Origin of the sequence: Streptacidiphilus sp. MAP5-3 (assembly GCF_041262505.1) — a bacterium.
Classification (GTDB): Bacteria; Actinomycetota; Actinomycetes; order Streptomycetales; family Streptomycetaceae; genus Streptacidiphilus.
Genome location: NZ_JBGCCL010000003.1, coordinates 1 through 23,586 on the forward strand (window position 1 = coordinate 1; position 23,586 = coordinate 23,586).

Annotated in this window: 15 protein-coding genes; 3 read left to right on the forward strand and 12 right to left on the reverse strand. The window is 72.3% G+C overall.

Features of this window, described 5'->3' with window-relative positions:
• Positions 1-135: 135 nt before the first annotated feature.
• The 3 genes from ABH928_RS06450 to ABH928_RS06460 all read right to left on the reverse strand — a co-directional run bounded on the left by ABH928_RS06450 (position 136) and on the right by ABH928_RS06460 (position 3,833).
• On the reverse strand, positions 136-2,460 hold the full coding sequence (locus tag ABH928_RS06450) for a heavy metal translocating P-type ATPase (protein ID WP_370063019.1): 2,325 nt from the start codon (positions 2,458-2,460) through the stop codon (positions 136-138).
• 77 nt (positions 2,461-2,537) lie between these two features.
• Positions 2,538-2,753: a heavy-metal-associated domain-containing protein gene (locus ABH928_RS06455; RefSeq protein ID WP_370063021.1), complete on the reverse strand. Its 216-nt coding sequence runs from the start codon at positions 2,751-2,753 to the stop codon at positions 2,538-2,540.
• Between the two features lie 276 nt (positions 2,754-3,029).
• On the reverse strand, positions 3,030-3,833 hold the full coding sequence (locus ABH928_RS06460; RefSeq protein WP_370063023.1) for an SGNH/GDSL hydrolase family protein: 804 nt from the start codon (positions 3,831-3,833) through the stop codon (positions 3,030-3,032).
• Between the two features lie 275 nt (positions 3,834-4,108).
• On the opposite strand from ABH928_RS06460, the gene ABH928_RS06465 reads away from it, so the two are divergent.
• A complete protein-coding gene (locus ABH928_RS06465; RefSeq protein WP_370063025.1) occupies positions 4,109-5,320 on the forward strand; it encodes a PP2C family protein-serine/threonine phosphatase in 1,212 nt (403 codons plus the stop codon).
• On the opposite strand, the gene ABH928_RS06470 is transcribed toward ABH928_RS06465, so the two are convergent.
• Positions 5,313-6,965 (reverse strand): alkaline phosphatase family protein, encoded by a 1,653-nt coding sequence (locus ABH928_RS06470; RefSeq protein ID WP_370063027.1) that lies wholly within the window; start codon positions 6,963-6,965, stop codon positions 5,313-5,315. The two genes, ABH928_RS06465 and ABH928_RS06470, sit on opposite strands and share 8 nt — an antisense overlap.
• Before the next feature lie 430 nt (positions 6,966-7,395).
• Here ABH928_RS06470 and ABH928_RS06475 point away from each other — a divergent pair, with 430 nt between their 5' ends.
• Complete coding sequence (locus ABH928_RS06475) at positions 7,396-8,403, forward strand: hypothetical protein (protein WP_370063029.1); 1,008 nt, start codon at positions 7,396-7,398, stop codon at positions 8,401-8,403.
• Positions 8,404-8,438: 35 nt separating this feature from the next.
• Here ABH928_RS06475 and ABH928_RS06480 read toward each other — a convergent pair whose 3' ends face one another.
• On the reverse strand, positions 8,439-8,633 hold the full coding sequence (locus tag ABH928_RS06480) for a hypothetical protein (protein WP_370063031.1): 195 nt from the start codon (positions 8,631-8,633) through the stop codon (positions 8,439-8,441).
• An 82-nt stretch (positions 8,634-8,715) separates the two neighbouring features.
• Complete coding sequence (locus ABH928_RS06485) at positions 8,716-9,687, reverse strand: aldo/keto reductase (RefSeq protein ID WP_370063780.1); 972 nt, start codon at positions 9,685-9,687, stop codon at positions 8,716-8,718.
• A gap of 104 nt (positions 9,688-9,791) precedes the next feature.
• Between ABH928_RS06485 and ABH928_RS06490 the strand changes: the two genes are divergently transcribed.
• Entirely contained in the window at positions 9,792-10,232 is a 441-nt protein-coding gene (locus ABH928_RS06490) for a MarR family winged helix-turn-helix transcriptional regulator (protein ID WP_370063033.1), read from the forward strand.
• A gap of 24 nt (positions 10,233-10,256) precedes the next feature.
• Here ABH928_RS06490 and ABH928_RS06495 read toward each other — a convergent pair whose 3' ends face one another.
• The 6 genes from ABH928_RS06495 to ABH928_RS06520 form a co-directional block, all read right to left on the reverse strand.
• Complete coding sequence (locus ABH928_RS06495; RefSeq protein ID WP_370063036.1) at positions 10,257-11,627, reverse strand: M1 family metallopeptidase; 1,371 nt, start codon at positions 11,625-11,627, stop codon at positions 10,257-10,259.
• A gap of 114 nt (positions 11,628-11,741) precedes the next feature.
• A complete protein-coding gene (locus tag ABH928_RS06500; protein WP_370063038.1) occupies positions 11,742-15,647 on the reverse strand; it encodes a Pls/PosA family non-ribosomal peptide synthetase in 3,906 nt (1,301 codons plus the stop codon).
• Positions 15,648-15,868: 221 nt separating this feature from the next.
• The gene (gene hrpA / locus ABH928_RS06505) at positions 15,869-19,909 is read right to left on the reverse strand and encodes an ATP-dependent RNA helicase HrpA (protein ID WP_370063040.1); all 4,041 of its coding nucleotides are present in this window, start codon (positions 19,907-19,909) and stop codon (positions 15,869-15,871) included.
• A 133-nt stretch (positions 19,910-20,042) separates the two neighbouring features.
• Positions 20,043-20,522 carry a GNAT family N-acetyltransferase gene (locus ABH928_RS06510; RefSeq protein WP_370063042.1) on the reverse strand — a complete coding sequence of 160 codons (480 nt, stop codon included), beginning with the start codon at positions 20,520-20,522 and terminating at the stop codon, positions 20,043-20,045.
• Positions 20,523-20,542: 20 nt separating this feature from the next.
• Positions 20,543-21,517 (reverse strand): zinc-binding alcohol dehydrogenase family protein, encoded by a 975-nt coding sequence (locus tag ABH928_RS06515; protein ID WP_370063044.1) that lies wholly within the window; start codon positions 21,515-21,517, stop codon positions 20,543-20,545.
• 133 nt (positions 21,518-21,650) lie between these two features.
• The gene (locus ABH928_RS06520) at positions 21,651-23,450 is read right to left on the reverse strand and encodes a bifunctional 3'-5' exonuclease/DNA polymerase (protein ID WP_370063046.1); all 1,800 of its coding nucleotides are present in this window, start codon (positions 23,448-23,450) and stop codon (positions 21,651-21,653) included.
• Between the last annotated feature and the right edge of the window lie 136 nt (positions 23,451-23,586).

Here is a 23,586-nt window from a genome sequence, read left to right on the forward strand (position 1 = left end):
GCTCGGGGGGGGGGTGGTGGGGTTTTTTTTGTGTGTCCCACGGCGGGGGGGGGGGGGCGGGGGTCCCCCCCCCCCCCCCCCGCGCCCCTGGATGGTGCAACCCGCCTGCGGGAGCGAAGAAACTGCCTACGGCGCTCAGGCCTCGGCCTGGAAACGCCGGAGGCGGAGACTGTTGGTGACGACGAAGACCGAGGAGAACGCCATCGCCGCGCCCGCGATCATCGGGTTGAGCAGGCCGAAGGCTGCCAGCGGCAGGGCTGCGACGTTGTAGCCGAAGGCCCAGAAGAGGTTGCCCTTGATCGTGGCGAGCGTGCGTCGGGACAGGCGGATGGCGTCCGCTGCCGACCGCAGGTCACCGCGGACCAGGGTGAGGTCGGCCGCCTCGATCGCGGCGTCCGTGCCCGTGCCCATGGCCAGGCCGAGGTCGGCCTGGGCGAGCGCGGCGGCGTCGTTGACGCCGTCGCCGACCATGGCGACCGTGTGGCCCTCGGCCTGGAGCCTGGCGACCACGCTCGCCTTGTCCTCGGGGAGCACCTCCGCGATCACCTGGTCGGCGTCGATGCCGACCTCCGCCGCGACCGACCGTGCCACCGCTGCGTTGTCCCCGGTCAGCAGGACCGGGGTGAGGCCCAGCGCGCGCAGGCGACTGATCGCCTCGGCGCTGGTCGGCGTCGGGGTGTCCGCGACCTCCAGGACCGCGCGCGCCGCGCCGTCCCAGCCGACCAGGACTGCTGTACGGCCCGCCGTCTCGGCCGCCCCCTTTGCTGAGAGCAGCTCGGGCGGCAGCGTCATCGACCAGTCGGTGAGCAGCCGTTCGCGTCCGGCGACCACCGCGTGACCGTCCACGACGCCCTCGACCCCGAGGCCGGGGACGTTGCGGAAGCTCTCGACCGCCGCCGGCTCGGGCACCGCTGCCGCGATCGCCGCCGCGATCGGGTGCTCGGAGGCGTGCTCGACCGCTGCGGCCAGGCGCAGCGCCAGCGCCTCGTCGACGCCGTTCGCGGGGTGGACGCCGATCAGGGCCATCCGGCCGGTGGTGACGGTGCCGGTCTTGTCCAGGACGACGGTGTCGACCTGACGGGTGGACTCCAGTACCTCGGGACCCTTGATCAGGATGCCCAACTGCGCCCCGCGACCGGTGCCGACCATCAGCGCGGTGGGCGTGGCCAGGCCGAGTGCGCAGGGGCAGGCGATGATCAGCACGGCCACGGCGGCGGTGAACGCCTCCGTCGCACTGCCGCTGACGGCCAGCCAGACGCCCAGCGTCGCCAGCGCGATGAGCAGCACCGTCGGGACGAAGACCGCCGAGATCCGGTCGGCCAGGCGCTGCGCCGCGGCCTTTCCGCTCTGTGCCTGCTCGACCAGGACGGCCATCCGGGCCAGTTGGGTGTCGGCGCCGACGCGGGTCGCCTCGACGACCAGTCGGCCGCCGGAGTTGACCGTCGCTCCGGTGACCTCGTCGCCCGGGCCGACCTCGGCCGGGACGGACTCGCCCGTCAGCAGGGAGGCGTCGACCGCCGAGCTGCCTTCGACCACGCGTCCGTCGGTGGCGACCTTCTCGCCGGGGCGGACCACGAAGCGGTCGCCGAGGACGAGCCGTCCGATCGGGATGCGCTCCTCACGGCCGTCGCGCAGCACGGCCACGTCCTTGGCCCCCAACTCCAGCAGAGCGCGCAGAGCCGAGCCGGCGCGGCGCTTGGCACGCGCCTCCAGATAGCGACCCAGCAGGATGAATGCGGTGACTCCCGCCGCCGTCTCCAGATAGAGGGTGGACGAGGCGTTCTGCGTGGAGAGCGAGAAGTCGAAGCCGTGCTTCATACCCGGCATGCCCGCGTCGCCGAAGAAGAGCGCCCAGACGGACCAGCCGAAGGCGGCCAGGGTGCCCAGGGAGACAAGGGTGTCCATGGTGGCCGCGCCGTGCCGGAGGTTGGTCCAGGCGGCCTTGTGGAACTGCCAACCGCCCCAGAACACGACCGGCGCGGCCAGGGTCAGCGACAGCCACTGCCAGTTGCGGAACTGCAGCGCGGGCACCATGGCCAGGACGATCACCGGGATGCTGAGCGCGACGGTGACCAGCAGCCGGTGCCGGAGGCGGGCCGCCTCGTCGTCCTTCGCCCCGGACGCACCGCCCGCCGCCTTGCCGCCCGCCGCCTTGCCGTCCTCTGTCGTACCGTCCGCCGCCGCGCCGCCGTCAGTCGTCCCCTGATCGGGAACGACGGGTGCGGGGATCTCGGCGGTGTAGCCGGTCTTCTCCACCGTGGCGATCAGATCCGCCACGGCCACGTCGGACGCGTGCGCGACGCTGGCCTTCTCGGTGGCGAAGTTGACCGTGGCGGTGACGCCCTCCATCCGGTTCAGCTTCTTCTCGACGCGGGCCGCACAGGACGCGCAGGTCATTCCGCCGATGGCGAGCTCGACCCGTTCGACGACCGGTTCTATGCCAGGGGTGGCGGTGGACATGCTGCTTCCTCCTCCTGCTGCGTGCGAGGGACCGACGGGGACGTGCGGCGCGGGCGTTCGCGGATCGGACCGGACGATCAGGCCTGACGGCCGGTGAGCTCGTAGCCCGCCTCGTCCACGGCGGCGCGGACGCTCGCGTCGTCCAGCGGCTGCTCGGACTCGATGGTGACCGTGCCGGCCTTGGCGTCCGCGGCGACCTGCACCACACCCGCCAGCGCGCCGACCTCCTCGGAGACGGCCTTCTCGCAGTGGCCGCAGGTCATGCCGGTGACGGTGAAGACGGCGGTGGTCATGGGTGCCTCCTGGGCGGAGTGGACGGAACGGAAGCGACAAGGACTGCAGGACAAGGACTGCAGGTCAAGAACTGACAGGACAAGAACTGCAGGGGACCATTCGACCTTCGGCCCGTACAACACGATACCCCCCTGGGGTATTCCCGTGCATGCCGTTCGAAGCTCGAAATCCCACGAGCACCGAGAGTAGCCACCCGTCGCGCCAGGTGACAGAAAGCCCGCCCCGACGCGCAGGGCGACGGGGCAGGCTCGGTGTGGCGGCTGGGTCGCTGCCGGTTACAGCGGCGCGAGGTCCGGGCGCTTGGGCTCGACGTGGTCGCCCGAGGACTCGCCGCGCAGGCGACGGCCGACCCAGGGGAGCAGGTACTCGCGCGCCCACTGGATGTTCTCCCGGCGCTGCTCCGCCGCGCTGTGGGTGGTCGTGGGCGGCCAGGGGGCCTCGGGATCCTCGACGGGCAGCCCGAGCGACCGCGCGGCCAGCAGGGCGACGCGCTGGTGCCCCTCGGGGGAGAGGTGCAGCCGGTCCTCGCTCCAGGCGCGGCGGTCGCGGGCCGAGCGAAGCGCCCAGACGTCGGCGACGTCCAGGTCGTGCCGGTCGGCGATGGCCCGCAGGTGGGCGTTGTAGGTGGCGATCTTGCCGCGCAGGTGCTTGAGCACCGGGGTGTCCCGGGTGTCGAAGCCGGTGAAGATCAGCACGCGGCCGGCGTGCGGCCTGACCTGGAGGACGGCCTGCTCGAAGCGCTCGGCCACGTCGTCCGGGTCGCTGCCCGGTCGCAGGATGTCGTTGCCACCCGCGCAGATGCTGACCAGGTCCGGCTGCATCGGCTCGATCTGCGGCGCCTGCTCGGCGGCGATCTGGTCCAGCAGCCGTCCGCGCACGGCCAGGTTGGCGTAGCGCAGGTCGTAGTGCCCGGACTCGGTGCGCGGCCGCTGCTCGGCGAGGATGCGGGCCAGGCGGTCGGCCCACCCGGCGAAGCCGCCGTCGGGCCCCGGGTCGTTCAGCCCCTCGGTGAAGCTGTCGCCAAGGGCGACGTAGGAGGTGATCTGCGCGTGCTCCTGGGGTGATCGCGATGTGGGCATGACGTCGATACTTCACTGTGTGAAGTGACCTACGCCACCGTAGGTAGGTCTTGACGGACGTGAGATGAACCACGTCGACGTACACGTAGGCGGGGGAATACCGGGGAAATGCCGGGAGGACGCCGAGGGGATGTCGAGGGCATGCATCGTGCCCGATCGGCATGCCCGGAGGCGGCTCGACGCGGCCGGTCCGCTGCGCTGTGCCGTACTTCCGGCGTTTGGGGCGGAAATCCTCAGACATGTCTCTTACAGGGGGTTCCTATAGATTCAGCACTGTGAGGAGCATCCGACCGGTGGAGGAGGTGGGCGCCTCCGCGCCGTCGGCTGCGCCGCTGGACGACGGAGCGGCGCTGCTCCAGGCCCCGCTCTGGCAGCGGCTGCTGCCGGTGGTCGGGGCGATCGTCGCCGTCTGCGCGGCGGATGTGCTCTCCGGCCGGGACACCTACCTGGCCGCGCTGATGTCAGTGGTCCCGCCGCTGGCGGCGCTGATGCTCTATCCGCTGGAGGTGGTCGTCAGCAGCTGCGTCGGCCTGCTGCTGATGGTGCTGCTGACCCACTACGACGGGCTCGACGGCGGTGAGTCGCACCGCCTTTTCGAGGGGACGCTGATCGCCTACGCGGCGCTGACCCTGGCCGCGGTGCTGATCTCGTACTTCCGCGTCGTCCGCACCCGGGACCTGGTCGCGGTGCGGACCGTGGCCGAGGCCGCGCAGTTGGCCCTGCTGCCGCCGCCGGAACCGCAGGTCGGACCGGTCCGGGTCGCGGCGCGCTACGTCTCGGCCGCCGACCTGGCCCAGATCGGCGGTGATCTCTACGCGGTGCTGGACACCCCGTTCGGCGTGCGGGCACTGATCGGTGACGTGCGGGGAAAGGGGCTGCCCGCCGTCCGGATGGCCTCGCTGGTGCTGGGAGCCTTCCGGGAGGCGGTCTTTGACGAGCCGGACCTTGCCGGAGTGGCCCGTCGACTGGAGACCAGCGTCGCCCGACATGCCGTCAGCGGCGAGTTCACCACCGCGCTGTTGGCCCAGTTCCTGCCACCCGACGCGGTCGAGCTGATCCACTGCGGACACGTCCCGCCGCTGCGTGTCCTGGCCGACGGGGGGTCGGTCCTGCTCGAACCGCCGGACCCGTGGGTCCCGCTCGGACTCGCCCAGTTGGCGCAGGGTGGGCCGCAGTCGTGGACGGTTCCGTTCAAGCCGGGCGACCTGCTGCTCTTCTGCACCGACGGCGTGGTGGAGGCACGCGACGCGAGCGGCGAGTTCTACCCGCTGGCGGAGCGCGCCCCGGCGCTGCTCCGGGCGGGCGGCGGTCAGGACGGCGCCGATCAGGACGGCGGCGGTCCGGTGGACGGCCTGGGGGCCGGTCTCGACCGCCTCTACCGTGACCTCCAGCACTACGCCGGTGGAGCTCCGAAGGACGACGCGGCACTGCTCCTCCTCGCCTGGGACGGGCAGGAGCAGCGGCGCGACCGGCCCCGGGTCAGCTGACGGGCAGCACCCGGGTGTGCTCCTTCTCCACCGCCACCAGCGAGTTCGGGTCCAGGCCGAGCAGCGACAGGATGGTCGGTGCGATCTGCTTGGTCTGCACCGCGGCGGTGTCCACGACCTCACTCGGCACGTCGGCGCCGCTGATCACCAGCGGCACATCCAGGTCGTCGGCGTGGGCGCCGCCGTGCTCGGCCACCTTGCCGGTCCCGCCGGTGTAGACGACGCCGTCCTGCGAGATGCCGAAGAGGTCGGGGACGCGCGCGTCGCCCGGCTTGACGCCGAAGTACCTGGCGGCGGCCGTGCCCGCGTAGACCTTGCTCAGGCCGCTCGCGGTGAAGGCCTTGGGCTTGTCGCTGATGTCGGTCCCGGTGCCGCTCTGTGCCAGCAGGTACTTCTGGGCGAAGTCGGTGGCGGCCTTGGAGCGGTTGGTGAGCCAGAGCAGCATGCCGTCGTCGTCCACCGAGTGGGCGACCAGGTCGCCTGCGCCCGGGTGGGCCTTCTTCCACGCGGCGTCGAGACCGGACAGCAGCGTGCTGTCGTCGATGCGGGTCAGCGCGTTGGGGTCGGTCGGGGACTGGCCGTGCTTGGCAGACAGGATGACGGTGGTCGTCCGGTCCAGGTGGCGCTTGCGCAGTTCGGCGGTCATTCGGCCCAACTCGGCGTCCACGAAGGCCAGGTTCTTCTGCAGCAGCGGGCCGGGCTCGTCGGTGGACGTGTAGCCGCCCTTGAGGCCGTCCGAGGAGGGCAGCTTCTGCGCGGTGGAGACGGCCTGGAAGTTCATGCCGAAGACGGCAGGCGTGCCCACCCAGGTGGTGTGCTGATGGTTGTAGCCGTCGATCTCGTTGAGGACGGCCTGGACCTTGTAGGTGTCGTACTGCTCGGTGGCCTTGTTGTCCGTGGTCCAGTCGTTGCCCGCCGGGTAGCCGTTGGCGTCCGAGTTGATCTCCGGCGTGAACAGGTCGTCGATGCCGGTGCCGGTCGGGCCGTCGAGGACCTCGTAGGCCGCGTGCTTGTCCGACCAGGCGGTGCGCAGGCCGGAGCTCTGGGCGACCTCGAAGACGGTGTTGGTCTGCAGGTAGGAGTGCGGGTAGACCGGCTTGCAGGTCTTGGGGTCGACCGGCAGCGTGCGCGGGTTGATCAGCGTCTGCGGGGTGCCGGTCATCTTCAGGATCGAGCCCGGCAGACCCTTGAGACCCTGGCCCGCGTCAATGCTGGCCTTGTTCTTGTCCAGGTCCTCGGTGAAGTCGACCTCGGCGCCGGGCTTGACGCCCTTGCAGTCGGTGGTCCCAGCGGGCAGCAGGTCCGCGTTCCAGGTGTCGTCGTAGTAGACGCCGGTCGTGCCCGGGCCGCCACCGGTGAACTGGGCCACCATGCCGGGGAAGCTGTCCGACGGGACGGTGGTCTGCGCGTGGGTGTACTCGGTGCCGCCGGCGACCAGGCGGGCCAGCGCCGAGTGCGGGTACCGGGCGGTCCACCAGGCCAGGTCCGTCTGGTGGAGGCCGTCGACGGATATCAGCAGCACGTGCTGTTGCGGCGGCGCGGGGGTCTTGTGGATCGGGGACGCCACGGCCTGGGCGAAGAACGCCCCGCCGAGCATGCCGACGGATCCGAGGACGGCCGCAAGGCGGAGGGTACGTCGGGTCACAGAAGGTCTCCTCGTCGCGGGCTTATGGCTGCTGCGAGTTGCTGGGGCGTGCTCGGGTCGTGCCGGGTCGGCGCAGCGCCAGCGACATGAGTAGTAGGCCGGGATGTCCTCAGCCCGACCGAGGACTGAACGCCGGGCGAAGCACGGTGAGCATTTCTGTCCCCCACCCGTGCCCCACCTGTGCCTTGACTGTCCTGGTCCTTGGCGGACGCCGTGAGGCGTCGCCGGATCGGCTGAGAAGAACCTGCGCAATGATGATACGAGGGGAAGGGGCGCGGATCGTGAGAGACCCGTATGGATTGCACTCTTTCCGGGCGTTCGAGGGTGAGGCGGTAAGAAGGGACACTTTCGGTATCTCCGCCGGTTCCCCACATGTCCACCAGGTGTTCCCGCTGCGTCGCTTGTCGGTGCGGGGTCCTATGCTCGCGCCATGGCAGCAGTCCTCGAACCCTCCGCTGACACCGCGCCACGCGACGCGTGGCTGTGGGGCGTTCTGCTGCTGACGGTCGGTTCGCTGGTGGCGGCGGTGGTCGCTGCTCCTGCGTCGGACGCGCCCGAGGGGGCGACCCTGGGCGGGCTGCTCTTCCTCGGATCGTCGGTCCATGTGGCCAGCAGCGCCTGGTTCTGGACGGTCCCGGCGGTGCGGCGGTTCATGCTCGCCCGGCGGGTGCGGTACGTGGTCGCGCCGGTGGGGTTGGTCGTGGTCACGGCGGTGCTGGGCGCGCTGGTGCCGCAGGGGCCGTTCGCGCTGCTCCTGCTCGCCTTCTTCGCCTGGCAGTTCTTCCATTTCCAGAAACAGAACCTCGGCCTGGCCGCACTCGCGTCCGTCGCCTACGGCGCGGGTTCGCTGCGGCGCGGGGAGCGGGCCGCGATCAACGTCGCCGGGGTTGCCGGGATCGCCGGGCTGCTGTGTCGTCCGGAACTGCTGCAGATCGCCGGTCCGTTGCCGCGGCTCGACGCGTTCTTTCCGGTCGCAGCGGGCCTGTTCGCGGCGGCTGCCGGCTACGGGGCGGTGCAGGTGCTGCGCCGGCCTGCTGCCGAACGGCCGTGGCAGGCTCTGGCGTTGCAGGCCACCGCGCTGCTCTTCTTCCTGCCGGTCTTCCTCTTCGACTCGCCCTACGCGGCGGTGGCCGGGCTGACCGTCGCCCACGGGTTCCAGTACCTGGTGATGATGGCCCTGGTCGCCGGCGGCGGTGCCGCCGGGCGAATACCCCGGTGGACGGCGCTGGCACTGCTGCTCAACATCGCCCTGCTGCTCGGGGTGGTGCTCAACCTCGCCTCCCACCTGCACGGTGGAGGCCCCGCCGAGCGTGCGCTCTACGGGGCCTACCTGGGTGCGGTGATGGCTCACTTCGTCATCGACGCGGGGTTGTGGCGGCTGCGCGACGAGTTCCCGCGCACGTTCCTGCGGGAACGCCTGCCCTACCTGCTGCGCTGACACAGGGCCTGCGGGACAGCCGTGTTGATGCAACGTCATCCGCCGCCGCAGCCGCCTGCCGCATCGGCGGTCGCTCCCAGCAGGACGACCAGGCCGACGGCCACGGTGGCAAGGACGACGAGGGAGGCCAGCACGGCGATGGCGATCCGGTTGGGCCGCCGGGACTGCTCGGCCTGCGCAGTCGGTTCGGCCTGCACGGGCCAGTCACTCCAGTTCGTGTCTGTCGTCATGCCCGTGTGACGTGGCCCATCGTGGAACGGTTCCGACCGGATCGCCGGGGGCTCGGTCGGTGGAACCGGTCGGTGGAGCTGGTCAGTATCGGGTGCCCGTCGGCGCCGGGAGGGCGTCGAGTTCGGCGAGGTCGGTCTGGGTGAGGGTCACCGCGGCCGCACCCGCGTTGTCGGCAAGGTACTTGGGCGTCTTGGTACCGGGGATCGGTACCACGTACCGGCCCTGGGCGAGCACCCAGGCCAGGGCGATCTGCGCCGGGGTGGCGTCGTGGCGCCCGGCGACGGCGCGGACCGTGTCGACCAGCGCCTGGTTGGCGGCCAGTGCCTCGGCCTGGAAGCGCGGCAGCGTCGCGCGCCAGTCGTCGGCGGGGAGGTCCTGCGTGCTGGCGAAGCGGCCTGCGAGGAACCCGCGCCCGAGCGGCGAGAACGGAAGGAAGGCGATGCCCTGGCTCGCGCAGTACGGCAGGACCGCGTCCAGCGGGTCGCGGGTCCAGAGCGAGAGCTCGGACTGGACCGAGGCGACCGGGTGCACCGCTTGGGCGCGCTTGATCTCCTCGACGTCGACCTCGGAGAGCCCGATCGCCCCCGCCTTACCGGAGGCGACGACCTCGGCCATGGCGCCCCAGGTCTCCTCGATCGGTACCTCGGGGTCGACCCGGTGCAACTGGTAGAGGTCGACGTGGTCGGTGCCGAGACGGCGCAGACTCGCGTCGATCGCGGCGCGGACGTGCTCCGGCCTGCCGTTCCTGGCCAGAGCCGCCGAACCGGCCCCGAGACCGCGCTGTGGGGTCACCAGCCCGACCTTGGTGGCCAGCACGGCCCGCTCCCGGTACCCGCCGGCGAGCGCCCGGCCGACCAACTCCTCGTTGCTGAACGGCCCGTAGACGTCCGCGGTGTCGATCAGGGTGACGCCCAGGTCGAGCGCCTGGTGGATCACGCCGATCGAGGTCGCCTCGTCGTGGCCCTTGGGGTCGTAGGCGTGGGACATGCCCATGCAGCCGAGTCCGACCACGCCGACGGTCGGGCCGTCGGTCCCCAGTGTGGTGGTGCGCATGACGCTCATCTGCGATCCGTTCCCCTCGTCACAGCGGTTCGTGATGATCTTCGTTTCGTCAGGATAGTTGAGCACCTCAATTTGCCGGACGTAAAATCGCCGTCATGAGTACCAGCAAGGCGGAACTGATGGACGTGATCGCGGCGGTCGGCGGCGCGTACTACCAGGACTTCGCCGTGGTCGCGGCGCGACACGGGCTGACGCCGGTCCAGGCCAAGGTGCTCGGCGCGGCCGTGCGCGGGCCGCTGCCCATGCGGGCGGTGGCGGAGGCCCTGGTCTGCGACGCCTCCAACGTGACCGGCATCGTGGACCGGCTCGAGTCACGCGGCCTGGTCCGACGCGAGCCGGGGCCGCAGGACCGGCGGATCAAGATCGTCACGGCGACCGACGAGGGCCGGGCGGCGCTCCTCGCCGTCCGCGAGGACATGCAGGTGGTCCACGACGCGCTGGATCTCCTCGACGAGTCCGAGCGCGACCAGCTGTTCGGGATCCTGCAGAAGCTGCTGCCTGAGCTCAGCCGGGCGACGGCCCCCGAGCGCGGCTGAGCCGCCCGGTCCCCCAGTTGCGCCTCAGGCCGTGGGCAGCGGCGGCAGCAGCGTCTCGTACAGCCAGGCGTTGAGCAGCCCGTCGAGCGGGGCTGACGCGTAGCGCTGGACATGGGCGAGGAACGCGTCCGTCCCGGCCGTCCCGTGCCGGTGCGAGCGGGTCCAGTCGCGGAGCATCCGGAAGAAGGCCTCGTCGCCCAGCGCGACCCGGAGCGCATGGACCGTCAGACCACCGCGCTGGTAGATGCGGTCGTCGAACATCGAGCGGCGCCCCGGATCGGCCATGCGCAGGTCCTGGGGGAGCACCTCGAGCAGCTGGTACGAGCGTGCCGCGCGCTCCGCCGCAGTGGGCCCGCCCGCGTGCTCGGACCAGAGCCACTCGGCGTACTTCGCGAAGCCCTCGTTCAGCCAGATGTGCCGCCAGTCGGCCACGCTGACGCTGTTCCCGAACCACTGGTGGGCCAGCTCGTGGGCGACCATCCGTTCCGACTCCCACCCCTCGACCAGGTGGTTGACCCCGAACGTGGCCATGGCCTGGGCTTCCACCGGGACGTCCAGCTCCTCGTCGACGACGACCGCGGTGTAGCCGTCGAACGGGTAGGGGCCGAACAACTCCTGGAAGAGCCGCATCATCTCCGGCTGACGCGCGAAGGTCGCTCCGAACGCCGGAGCCAGGTGGTGGGGTACCCAGCCGTGCTGCGGGACCTCGTCCGCCGCGGGATCGTCCAGTCGCACCTGCTGCAGCGCGCCGAGGGCGACGCCGACCAGGTAACTGGAGGTGGGCGCGGACTGCTCGTAGACCCAGGTGGTGCTGCTGGACTTCACCGTCCGGGTGAGCAGCCGTCCGCCGAGGACCACCGCGTAGGGGGACGGGGTGGTCAGCGAGATCTGGTACGACGCCTTGTCGGCCGGGCGGTCGTTGCACGGGTACCAGGAGGGCGCGCCGGTCGGCTGGCTGGCGACGAGGGCGCCGTCCGTCAGTTCCTCCCAGCCGAGGCCGCCCCACGGGCTGCGCACCGGCTTGGGGTTGCCGCTCCAGTGCACCTCGACCGTGAAGGCCGCGCCCGGCACCAGCGGCTTGGCCGGGCGGACGCGCAGCTTGCCCGCGCGGTGGGCGTAGTGCGGGGCCCGGCCGTCGACGGCGACCCGGCCGATCCGGAAGCCCGCGGCCAGGTCGAGCGCGAACTCGGCCAGCGGAGCGCCGCCCGGTGCCGCTATGGCGCTGATCCTGGCCGTGCCGGTGAGCCGGTTGGGCACGGGCCGGTAGTCGAGCGCCAGCTCGTAGCGGTGCACGTGGTAGCGCGCGTCGCCGTTGGCGGGGAAGTACGGGTCGGTGGCGGGGGTGGTGCCCGCGCCGGTGGCGGTCTGTTGTCTCCGGGCCTGCTGGGGACTCACCGGTGTTCCGCTCCCTGTGCGCCATGCGTTGCCGTGCCGTGCGTGCCGTGCCGTGCCGTGCGTGCGGTGCCGTGTGCCCGATCGGTCCTGCCGCAGCCCTGCTGGAGTTCTGCTTCAGTCCTGCCAGGCCTCGATCGGGTTGCCGAGCCAGCGGGTGTCGGCCGGGACCGACTCTCCGCCCATCACCAGCGACGCGGGGCCGAGCGTGGTCCGTGCGCCCACCCGGCTGCCCGGCAGCACGATGCCACCCGGGCCGAGGGTGGCGCCCTGATCGAGCACCACAGTATCCATCCGCATGATCCGGTCGTGGAAGAGGTGCGTCTGCAGGACGCAGCCCCGGTTGACGCTGACCCCGTCGCCCAGGGTGATCAGGTCCGACTCGGGCAGCCAGTAGCTCTCGCACCACACCCCACGACCCACCCGGACGCCGAGTCCGCGCAACCACAGCGTCTGCACCGGCGTGCCCGGGACCGAGCCGACCAGCCACGGCACGGCCAGCACCTCGACGAAGGTGTCGGCCAGCTCGTTGCGCCAGACGAAGCTGCTCCACAGCGGGTGGTCCACCGGCCGGAACCGGCCGACCAGCAGCCACTTCGCCGCGATCGCGACGAGTGCGGCGACCGCGCCCGAGGTCAGCAGCACCGGTCCGGCCAGCAGGACCAGCCCGACAGCGCTCAGCTGTGCCAGCGCGTAGAGCGCCGCGCCGGTGAGCACCGCGAGGGCGGTCGAGCAGAAGACCGGCACCAGCCGGCACAGCTCGACCAGGCCCCGGGCCCAGAGCAGGTGGGCCGGCGGGTCGTAGGTGAGGCCCTCGTCGCCCTTCTCCGCCGCGCGCGGCAGCTTGATCGGCGGCAGACCCAGGTACGAGGAGCCCTTCTTGGCCTTCTTCGGCGTCGCCGACAGCACGCCGACCAGGCCACCGTCGGGGACGGACCGGCCCGCGCCGGTCATGCCGGAGTTGCCGAGGAAGGCGCGGCGGCCGATCTCGGCCCGGCCGATCCGCATCCAGCCGCCGCCCAGCTCGTAGGGGGCGGTCAGGGTGTCGTCGGCGAGGAACGCGCCGTCGCCGACCTTGGTCAGACTGGGCAGCGCCAGCACCGTGGAGACCTCGGCCCCGCGGCCGACCTTCATCCCGAGCGCCCGTAGCCAGACGGGGGTGACCAGGCCCGCGTAGAGCGGGAAGAGGGTCTCCCGCGCGGTGTCCATCAGCTGGCTGACCGTCCATGCCTGCCAGCCGATCCGGCTGTGCACGGGGTGGTGCCCGGTGCGCAGCCCGATGCTGAGCAGCCGGACGCTGGCCAGCACCAGCAGCGCGTAGGCGATGCCGTAGGCCAGCGCGGCCGGGACCACGGCGAGCAGTGCGCCGCGCAGTGCCGCGCCCGCGCCGTCGGTCGTCCCGACGAACTGCGCCGCGATCGCGACCGCCGGGACGGCGGACAGCAAAGGAAGGAGCGTCAGGAACGCGCCGCTCGCGCCGTAGGCGGCCGACCAGCGCAGGTGGCGGGCGGGGCGCTGCTTGGGCCAGGACCGGTCGGCCTTGCCCAGTTTGCCCGCCGGGACGCCCGCCCAGCGCTGCCCGGTCGGGATCTGCCCCGTCACGCCCGAGCCCGGCAGGACCTCGGCCCGCTTGCCGACCCGGGAGCCGGGGAAGAGCACGGTCCGGGTGCCGACGACGGCATGCGAGCCGACCTTGATCGCACCGATCTCCAGCCGGTCGCCGTCCAGCCACCAGCCGGACAGGTCGACCTCGGACTCGACCGCGCAGCCGTGGCCCAGCTTGAGCAGGCCGGTGACCGGCGGCAGTGAGTGCAGGTCCACGTCCTGGGCGATCCGCGCGCCCAGCGCCCGGCCGTAGCGGACCAGCCAGGAGCCGGTCAGCGAGGTGGCGCCGCTCAGCTCCGCAAGCCGCTCCGCCGTCCACAGCCGCAGGTGCACGCCGCCGCCGCGCGGATAGCGGCCTGGCCCGACGCCGCGCAGCAGCAGCCGGGCGCCGCCCGCCGCGATCGCGATCCGGCCGGGCGGGCTGAACAGCACCAGCGCGCCCGCGCCGACCAGCCACCACGAGGTCGTCGGCGCCCACGCGTACGCCCCGAACCAGTGCAGTGCGTTTGCCAGGGCCAGCAGCCCCACCGTCCAGCGCAGCCCGACCAGGGCGAAGAGGGGGACCAGCAGCACCAGCTGGATCGCCTGGGCGCGACGCGGCGTCGGGGCGATCTCGCGCAGCTCACCGCCGGTGCTCGCCGAGCGGTCGAGCAGCTTGGCCTGCTTGCGCAGCGTCGGATAGGCGTAGACGTCGAGCACGGCGATGGCCGGGTAGCGCTCGCGCAGCTGGGTCGCCAGCCGGGCGGCGGCGAGGCTGCCGCCGCCGATGGCGAAGAAGTCGTCGGAGTGGCTGGCCACCTGCACGCCGAGAAGCTCGGTCCACTGCTCGGCGAGCCAGGCCTCGGTGCCCTGGAACCGCTCGGTGGGCGTGTCGTCCGCGCTGTCCGGCAGCGGCCAGGGCAGCGCGTCGCGGTCGACCTTGCCGGAGGTGCGGGTCGGCAGGTCGTCCACCACCGCGAGCACCGGGACCAGCGCGGCCGGGAGTTCCTTGCGCAGTCGCTCGACCGCGTCTGCCTTGTTCCACTCCTCGGTGGCCACCAGGTAGCCGACCAGCAGCTGGTTGCCGCCGCGTGCGGTGCGGACCGCGGCGGCGGCACCGGCCACGCCGGGCAGGGCCTGCAGCGCCGCGTCGACCTCGCCCAGCTCGATGCGTCGGCCACCCAGCTTGACCTGTTCGTCGGCGCGGCCGAGGAAGACCAGGCCGTCGGCGTCGGCGCGGACCAGGTCACCGCTGCGGTAGGCGCGTTCCCAGCCGAGCGAGGGCAGCGCTGCGTACTTCTCGGCGTCCTTGGCCGGGTCGAGGTAGCGGGCCAGGCCCAGACCGCCGATGACCAGCTGGCCGCTGCCGCCCAACGCGACCGGCCGCTCGGCCTCGTCGACCACGGCCAGCTCCCAGCCGTCGAGCGGCAGGCCGATCCTGACCGGCCCGTCGCCGTCCATCAGCGCCGCGCAGGCCACCACGGTGGCCTCGGTGGGGCCGTAGGTGTTCCACACCTCGCGGCCCTCGGTGACCAGGCGCGCCACCAGCTCGGGCGGGCAGGCCTCGCCGCCGAAGATCAGCAGCCGGACCTCGCTCAGTGCCTCGGCGGGCCAGAGCGAGGCCAGGGTCGGCACGGTGGAGACCACGGTGATCTCCTGCTCGACCAGCCACGGGCCGAGGTCGGCCCCGCTGCGCACCTGGGAGCGCGGGACCGGTACCAGGCAGGCGCCGTGCCGCCAGGCCAGCCACATCTCCTCGCAGGAGGCGTCGAACGCGACGGAGAGCCCGGCCATCACCCGGTCGCCGGGGCCGATCGGCTCGTCCCGCAGGAAGAGCGCGGCCTCGGCGTCCACGAAGGCGGCGGCGCTGCGGTGGCTGACGGCGACGCCCTTGGGCTTGCCGGTGGAGCCGGAGGTGAAGATGATCCAGGCGTCGTGCTCCGGCATGGGACGCGCGCCGTCCGACAGCGTCCGGGGCTCCGGGCGCAGCAGGTGACGCTGCGTCAGAGTGCGCTCGAGGCCCAGGATCGCCCGGACCTCCGCCTCACCGAAGACCAACTCGGCCCGCTCGTCCGGGTCCTCGGCGTCCACCGGCACGTACGCGGCACCGGCCGCGAGCACGGCGAGGATGCCGACATAGAGGTCGTTGGTCCCGGAGGGGATCCGCACGCCGACCCGGTCACCCGGCCCGATGCCCGCTGCGGCGAGCCGCTTGCGCTGCGTCTCGACGGCGGCGGCGAGGGCGCGGTAGCTCAGCTGCGCCCGGCCGTCGTCCAGCGCGGGCTCGTTCGGGTGGGCGCGGACGGTGGCATCCAGGATGTCGACCAGGGTGCGCGGCGCAGCGCCCAGGCCCGCGCGAAACAGCGCCGCGGAGGTGACCGACGCCTCGGCGTCGGCCAGGTCGCGCGGTGCGGGCTGCGCGGTGGTGGCGGTGGTCATCGGGCCCTCGTCCCTATATCGACACAAGAGGTCGAGTCTACCGAACCCGCCTTCCGAACCCGGGCAGATGTGACGCCCGCCCTAGGCCGAACGGCCGGTCCGGCGCGGGACCGCCGCATTTCCGCTGTGGTGCCAGGGCGGTCCTGCGGCGGCCCGGTCGGCACTGCGCCGAGCGGGCCACAGCCTGTCGATCTCGTCGGATCAGGGCAGCTCAGGGCAGGTCAGGGCGCCAGCGCGTCGATGGCGCGGAGGATCCGCTGCTCGGAGATCGAGTACGGGGTGCCCAGCGGCTGCGCCCAGAGGCTGACCCGCAACTCCTCGATCATCCAGCGAATCTGCAGCACGCCCTCCTCGTCGCGGCGCTCCGGCGGCAGCTGGTCGTGCAGTTCGGCGTAGGCGTCCTGCATCCGGATCACGGCGCCGGTGCGGTCGCGGTCGCGGATCGGGTCCTCCGGCAGCTTGACCAGGCGGCGCTCCACGGCCTTGAGGTAGCGCTGCAGGTCCGGCAGGCGGCGCAGGCCCGTCTCGGCGACGAAGCCCGGGTGGACCAGCTCCTTGAGCTGGGCCCGGATGTCCGTCAGGCCGGTCAGCAGGGCCAGGCTCTTGCCGATGCCCTTGAGCCGCTCCTGGACCCGGTGGTGCACCGCCAGGACGTTGGCGGTCTTGATCACCGCGTCGGCGGTGGCCTCGTAGAGCTCCGCCCGGACGTGGTCGCGCAGCCGGGTGAACTCCTCGCCGTCCCAGGCCGGGCCGCCGGCCTCGGCGATCAGCTTGTCCGCGGCGGCGGCCAGGCAGTCCGCGAAGAGGGCCTCGGTCGAGCCGTGCGGATTGGCCGCCAGTGCCAGCTTGGCACCGTTGCCGAGGCGCGACTGGATCGAGTTGATCGGGGAGTTGACGCCCAGCAGGAGCAGCCGTCGGGCCCCTGCGGCCATGGCGCGCTGCTGCGCGTAGGGGGTGTCCAGCAGTTGGACCGAGACCGAGTCGCCGTCGTCGACCAGAGCGGGGTAGCCCTTGACGGTCTGTCCGCCGCGCTTCTGCTCGAAGGTGTGCGGCAGCTCGCCGATGGTCCAGTCCGTGAGGCCGCGCTTCTCCAGGCCCCCGGCGGCCTTGGCGATCGCCTGCTGGGTACGGGACTTGAGCTCCAGCTTGAGCCGTTCCAGGTCCTTGGCCTCGCCCAGTTTGCGGCCGCGTTCGTCCTCGACGCGGAAGGTGATCCGCAGATGGTCGGGGACCGCGGGAAGGTTCCAGCTGTCGCGCGGGACCGGGAGGCCGCGCAGCTCGTGCAGCTGCCACTCGAGCAGCTCCACCAGCGGCTTGTCGTCGGCCTCCGGGTCGCGGGTGGCGAGCATGTGCATCAGCCGCTTGGCGTAGTCCGGCGCCGGGACGAAGTTGCGGCGCAGCACCTTGGGCAGCGAGCGGATCAGCGCGGTGACCAACTCCTCGCGCAGGCCCGGGATCTGCCAGTCGAAGCCGACCGGGCGCACCTGGTTGAGCAGGGTGAGCGGGATGTGGACGGTCACGCCGTCCTGCTCGGTGCCCGGCTCGAACTGGTACGTCAGCGGCAGCTCCAGGTCGCCCTGGTGCCAGACGGAGGGGTAGTCGCGCTCGGTGACCGCCTCGGCCGAGTCGTTGACCAGCAGGTCCGGAGTGAAGGTGAGCAGGTCCGGCTTGGCGCGGTGGTTCTTCTTCCACCAGCTGTCGAAGTGCGCGGCGGAGACGACCTCCTTGCCCACCCGCTGGTCGTAGAAGTCGAAGAGGGTCTCCTCGTCGACCAGGATGTCGCGGCGGCGGGCGCGGTTCTCCAGCTCCTCGACCTCGTCGAGGAGTTTGCGGTTGTCGTGGAAGAACCGGTGATGGGTGCGCCAGTCGCCCTCGACCAGGGCGCGGCGGATGAACAGCTCGCGGGCGAGCTCCGGGTCGATCCTCCCGTAGCCGACCTTGCGGCCGGCGACCAGCGTCACCCCGTAGAGGGTCACCCGCTCGAAGGCCACGACCTCGCCGCGGTCCTTCTCCCAGTGCGGCTCGCTGTAGGTGCGCTTGACCAGGTGCGCGGCGAGCTCCTCGATCCACTGCGGCTCGACCTTGGCCGCGATCCGGGCCCAGAGACGCGAGGTCTCCACCAGTTCCGCGGCCATCACCCAGGCGGGCGTCTTCTTGAAGAGGGCAGAACCCGGGAAGACGGCGAACTTGGCGCCGCGCGCGCCGAAGTACTCCTGCTTCTCGGCGTCCTTGGACCCGACGTGCGAGAGCAGACCAGCAAGCAGCGAGCGGTGCACCGCGTCGCCGTCGACCTCCTCGGCCATGTGCGGGCTGCCCAGGTCGACGTCGAGCGACTTGGCGACCTGGCGCAGCTGCGCGTCGATGTCCTGCCACTCGCGGATGCGCAGGTAGTTGAGGAGCTCCGCCTTGCACATCCGGCGGAACTGGCTGCTGCTGAGCGCTTTCTGCTGCTGCTTCAGATACCGCCAGAGGTTGAGGTAGGTGAGGAAGTCGGAGGTCGGGTCGGTGAACCGGGCGTGCAACTGGTCCGCGTGGGCGCGCTTCTCGACCGGGCGCTCGCGCGGGTCCTGGATGGAGAGCGCGGCTGCGATCACCATGACCTCGCGGATCACGCCGTTCTTCTCCGCCTCCAGCACCATCCGGGCCAGACGCGGGTCGACCGGCAGCTGGGCCAGCTTGCGGCCGGTCGGGGTGAGCCGCAGGCCCTGCTGCGTGGTGTCGGACTCCAGGGCGTGCAGCTCCTGGAGCAGGTCGATGCCGTCCTTGATGTTGCGGCGGTCCGGCGGCTCGATGAAGGGGAACGCGGTGATGTCGCCCAGCCCGGCGGCGGTCATCTGCAGGATGACCGAGGCCAGGTTGGTGCGCAGGATCTCCGGGTCGGTGAACTCCGGGCGGGAGAGGAAGTCCTCCTCGGAGTAGAGCCGGATGCAGATGCCGTCGCTGGTACGGCCGCAGCGGCCCTTGCGCTGGTTCGCGCTGGCCTGCGAGACCGCCTCGATGGGCAGTCGCTGGACCTTGGTGCGGTGGCTGTAGCGGGAGATGCGGGCGGTGCCCGGGTCGATCACGTACCGGATCCCCGGGACGGTCAGGGAGGTCTCCGCGACGTTGGTGGCCAGGACGATCCTGCGGCCGGAGTGCGGTTGGAAGACCCGGTGCTGCTCGGCGGAGGAGAGCCGGGCGTAGAGCGGGACGATCTCGGTGGACCGGAGGTTCTGCTTCTCCAGCGCCTCGGCGGTGTCGCGGATCTCCCGCTCGCCGGAGAGGAACACCAGGACGTCGCCCCGGCCCTCGCGGCCCAGCTCTGCGACCGCGTCGCAGATCGCCTGGACCTGGTCGCGGTCCCGGTCACCGCCGGCGTTCCGGCCGCCGTCGTCGAAGTCGTCGTCCTCGTCGGCCACCGAGTCGTCGACGATCGGGCGGTAGCGGACCTCGACGGGGTAGGTGCGCCCGGAGACCTCGATGATCGGGGCGTCCTTGCCGGTCGTCGGATCGGCGAAGTGGCGGGCGAACCGCTCCGGGTCGATGGTCGCCGAGGTGATGACCAGCTTGAGGTCGGGACGCTTGGGCAGCAGCTGCCGCAGATAGCCGAGGATGAAGTCGATGTTGAGGCTGCGTTCGTGCGCCTCGTCGATGATCAGCGTGTCGTACTGGCGCAGCAGCCTGTCGTTCTGGATCTCGGCCAGCAGGATGCCGTCCGTCATCACCTTGACGGCCGTGTTCTCGCCGACCTGGTCGGTGAACCGGACCTTCCAGCCGACGGTGCTGCCGAGCTCGGTGCCGAGCTCCTCGGCGACGCGCTCGGCGACGGTGCGTGCCGCGATCCGGCGCGGCTGGGTGTGCCCGATCAGGCCGCGTACGCCGCGCCCCAGCTCCAGACACATCTTGGGGATCTGGGTGGTCTTCCCGGAGCCGGTCTCACCGGCGATGATCACGACCTGGTGGTCGCGGATCGCGGCCACGATGTCGTCCCTGCGGGCGCTGACCGGCAGGTTCTCGGGATACGCGGGCGTCGGGACAGCCGCTCTGCGGTTCTCCAGGCGCAGCTCGGCCGCGTCGAGCTCGTCGGTGAGCGTCGCGAGCAGCCGCTCGCGCTTCTCCGGCTCGCGGACCTTGCGCAGGCCTTCGAGCCGACGCCCGAGTCGGTCCTCGTCGCGGAGCGATATCCCGCCGAGCCGCGCGGCGAGCGCGGCGGCCTCGCCGGTCGGAGCAGGCCGACGGCGGCGCGGGCGGGCGGTGGCGGTGTTCTGCTGCTGGGTTCCCATTGCGCAGACAAGCGTACGCAAGGGGGGACGGCGCTTGTCGAACCGTTATCCGGCTGTCACGGGCGCCGACGGTTCGGCCGCCGTGCGGTGCAACGATCTGGCTCGCTGTCGCGCACCAGATCGTCAGGGCCGGCTACACCGCGGGCGGGGTCAGCCGGAAGTGGGCCATCCCGTCCGGCGGCGGCACCGGGACCTGGTGGAAGCCGCAGCGGAGCAGCACCGCCTGGGATGCCGTGTTGTCCGGCAGAGTCCGGGCGGTGACTGCCCTGACCTCGGTATCGGCGAGCGCCAGCTCGCAGACGGCCCGGACCGCCTCAGTGGCGTAGCCCGCGCCGCGGGCGCTCGGCGCCAGTTCGTAGCCGATCTCGACGGAGCCGTCCGCTCCCGGCGGACCGTGGAAGCCGACGCCGCCGACGGCCCGGTCGTCAACCGAACGGATGACGACGAACAGCCCCCATGGCGGCAGGTACCAGCCCACCTCTGCCGCCCGGGCGGTGATCCCGGCGAGCTCCCAGACTCCGGGGCCGGGCGCCTCCGCGACCCAGTCGTGGACCGACGGGTCGAACGGAGGGGCCGCCAGGACGAGCCGGAGGCGGGGGGTGGTGAGCAGCATCCGCCGACTATCCCACCGTGTCAGCGCACACGCAGCAGCAGCTTGCCGGTGCTGGACCGGCTCTCCAGCAGTTCGTGGGCTCGGGCGGCCTCGTCGAGCGGGAACTCGGCCGTGACCGGGAGGGTGACCCCGGCCCGCTCGGCCTCGCGGAAGGCGCGCTCGGCCAGCGAGCGCAGCTGCTCCGGGTCCGTCGCGCCGATGGTGAGGATGCTGAATCCGGCCACCGAGATCCCCCTGGGCGACAGGTCGCCGAAGCCCGCGGACCACGGGGTCTCGCCGCCAGCGTTGCCGAAGGACACGGCGCGGCCGTAGCGGGCCAGCGAGGCGACGCTGCGCCGCCAGCTGTCGCCGCCCACCGGGTCGAGCGCGACGTCCACGCCGCGTCCGTCGGTCGCCTTCAGGACCTGCTCGTCGAAGTCCGCGCCGACGAAGACCTCGTCGTAGCCGAACTTCCGGGCGTACTCGGCCTTGTCGGGCCGGGAGACGACACCGAACACGCGGCCCGCCCCAGCGGCCCGCGCCAGCTGGCCGGTGACCGTGCCGACGCCACCGGCCGCACCCTGGACCAGCACCGTCTCGCCCTCGCGCAGCCGGGCCACGTCGTGGAGCAGGCCGTACCCGGTGGCGAGCACGGTGGTCAGCGCGGCCGCGTCGCGCAGGTCGAGCGCGCCCGGAACGGCGAAGGTGGCGTCCGCCGGGGCGATCACGGTCTCGGCGTAGCCGCCGCCGGCGAGCATCGCGGTGACGTGCTGACCGACCGTCAGCCCGGTCACGCCCGGCCCCAGCGCGCGGACCGTGCCGGCGACCTCCAGCCCCGGGACGAACGGGAACTGGGGCACCCGGTAGCCGGCCGAGCGGGCCTTTGCGTCCGCGAAGTTGACGCCGGCCCAAGCGACGTCGACGGCCACCTGGCCGGGCCCCGGCTCCGGGGTGGGAACGTTCACGACCTGGAGCACGTCGGGCTGTCCGAGCTGCTCGAATGCGATGGCGCGCATGGATCCCCCTCGGGAATGTTCGATGATGGACGAACATCCATGAGTGTATGACGTGAGACGAACACATCTCAAGTGGGGCAGGTGGGAAGCCCGGTGTTGGTGCTTTTGGCGCCGGGGCCTCCGGCACCGGGGCTCAGAACCCGTCGTCCTCGTCCGTCTCGGTGTCCTGCGCGTCGCCGCCGTCCTTCGCGTCCGCGTAGCGCTCGACGATGTGGGTGTCCATCGGGAAGTGGACGGGAGTGTCGCCGAAGACCAGCCGACGCGCCTCGTCGGCCGAGGCGGCCACCGCCGCCGAGACCGTCCCGGTGAGCGGCAGCGGGCTGTGGACCACGATCTCGTCGTGCTGGAAGAAGACCAGTCTCGGTCGCGCGCCGTCCGGGCCGGGCGGGATCTCGCCGAGGCGGCGGCGCAGTGCCGCGATCAGCGCCAGCGCCCAGTCGGCCGCGCTCGCCTGGATCACGAAGTTGCGGGTGAACCGGCCACGGGAGCGCGCCGCCGACCCCGTGCGGTCCTCGCCGAGCTCGCCCGAGGGCGAGGGATCGGCGAAACCGGCCTCCTGCCAGGAGGCCGACGGCGGGGGGCAGACCCGGCCCAGTCGCGACTCGACCACGCCGCCCGACTCGCCCGTCCGGGCCGCCGCCTCGACCAGGCCCATCGCCTGCGGGAAGCGACGGCGCAGCACCGCCAGCAGAGGGCCCACCTCGCCGCTGGTCTGGCCGTACATCGCGCCGAGCAGGCCCAGCTTCGCCCGGGCCCGGTCCCCGCCGAAGGCCTCGGCAGCCAGCCCCGCATACAGGTCGCCCGCCGCTCCAGCCCGGATCAGGCCCGGGTCGTTCGACAGCGCGGCCAGCACGCGGGGTTCCAACTGGCCTGCGTCCGCGACCACCAGGCGCCACCCCGGGTCGGCCACCACCGCGCCGCGCAGGATTCGCGGGATCTGCAGCGCACCGCCGCCCCGGCTGGCCCAGCGGCCGGAGACCACGCCCCCGACGACGTACTCCGGCCGGAACCGCCCGCCGCGCACCCACGCGTCCCGCCAGGCCCAGCCATGGGCGGCGTAGATCCGCGACACCTCCTTGTAGCGCAGCAGCAGCGGTGCGGCCGGGTGGTCGACCTGGCGCAGCAGGTGGTTCCTGGTCGACTGCAGGCTGATGCCCTGTTCGGCGAAGGCGCGCAGCACCTGGCCGGGGGAGTCGGGGTTGAGCGGTCGCCCCCCGAGCGCCTCCTGGAGCTCGACCGCGAGTGCGGCCAGCTTGGGCGGGCGTGCTCCGCCGGCCGCCTGTGCGGAGGTCGGGCGGGAGCCGAGCAGGTCGTCCAGCAGCGCGTCGTGGACCGCCGTGCTCCAGGGCAGGCCGTCGTAGGTCAGTTCCGCCGCAACCAGGCCGCCCGCCGACTCGGCGGCGCTGAGCAGCCGCAGCCCGCGCCGCGTCGGCTCGGGGAGCGCGGCGAGGCGTCGCTGCTGCTCGGCGTGGACCGCGACCAGGGCGGCGAGCGGATCCACGCCCGGGCCGAGGCGGCTGCGGTCCGGCGCGAACAGTGCGTCCTGCGCGTGCGCGTCGGACTCCGCCTCGGCGAGCCCGAGCCGGAGATCCTCGGGGACCGGCAGGCCCTTCAGCCTGGCCCAGGCCGCGCCGAGCGAGCGCGGCTCGCCGTATCGCCCCTCGTGGGCCAGGAGCAGCGGTTCCACCAGCTTGACGTCGTGGCAGCGCCCTAGCCGACTCTCCGGCAGGCGCGGCAGCAGCCGGGGGTAGACGTCCTCCGTGGCGGCCCAGACCCACCGGGGGTGCTGCGCATGCTCCCGCTCGGCCATGGCCGCGGCCAGATCCCGCACCCGCTCGGGCAGACCGAGTTGATGCCCGTCCTCACGCAGGGGCTGCAGTCGCCCGCCCGGACCGTCCTGGTCCGCATCGACCGCGATGCGCTGCTCGGCCACGCCCTCGTCCCTGCTGTCGCTGATGTCGTTGTTGCTGATGCCGCTGCTGCTGCAGCTGCTGTCGTTCGCTTCGGTCTTCTGTCTGTTCTCGCTGACGCGAACGTAGCAGCCGTCACTGACAAACCGGTTCGGGCAC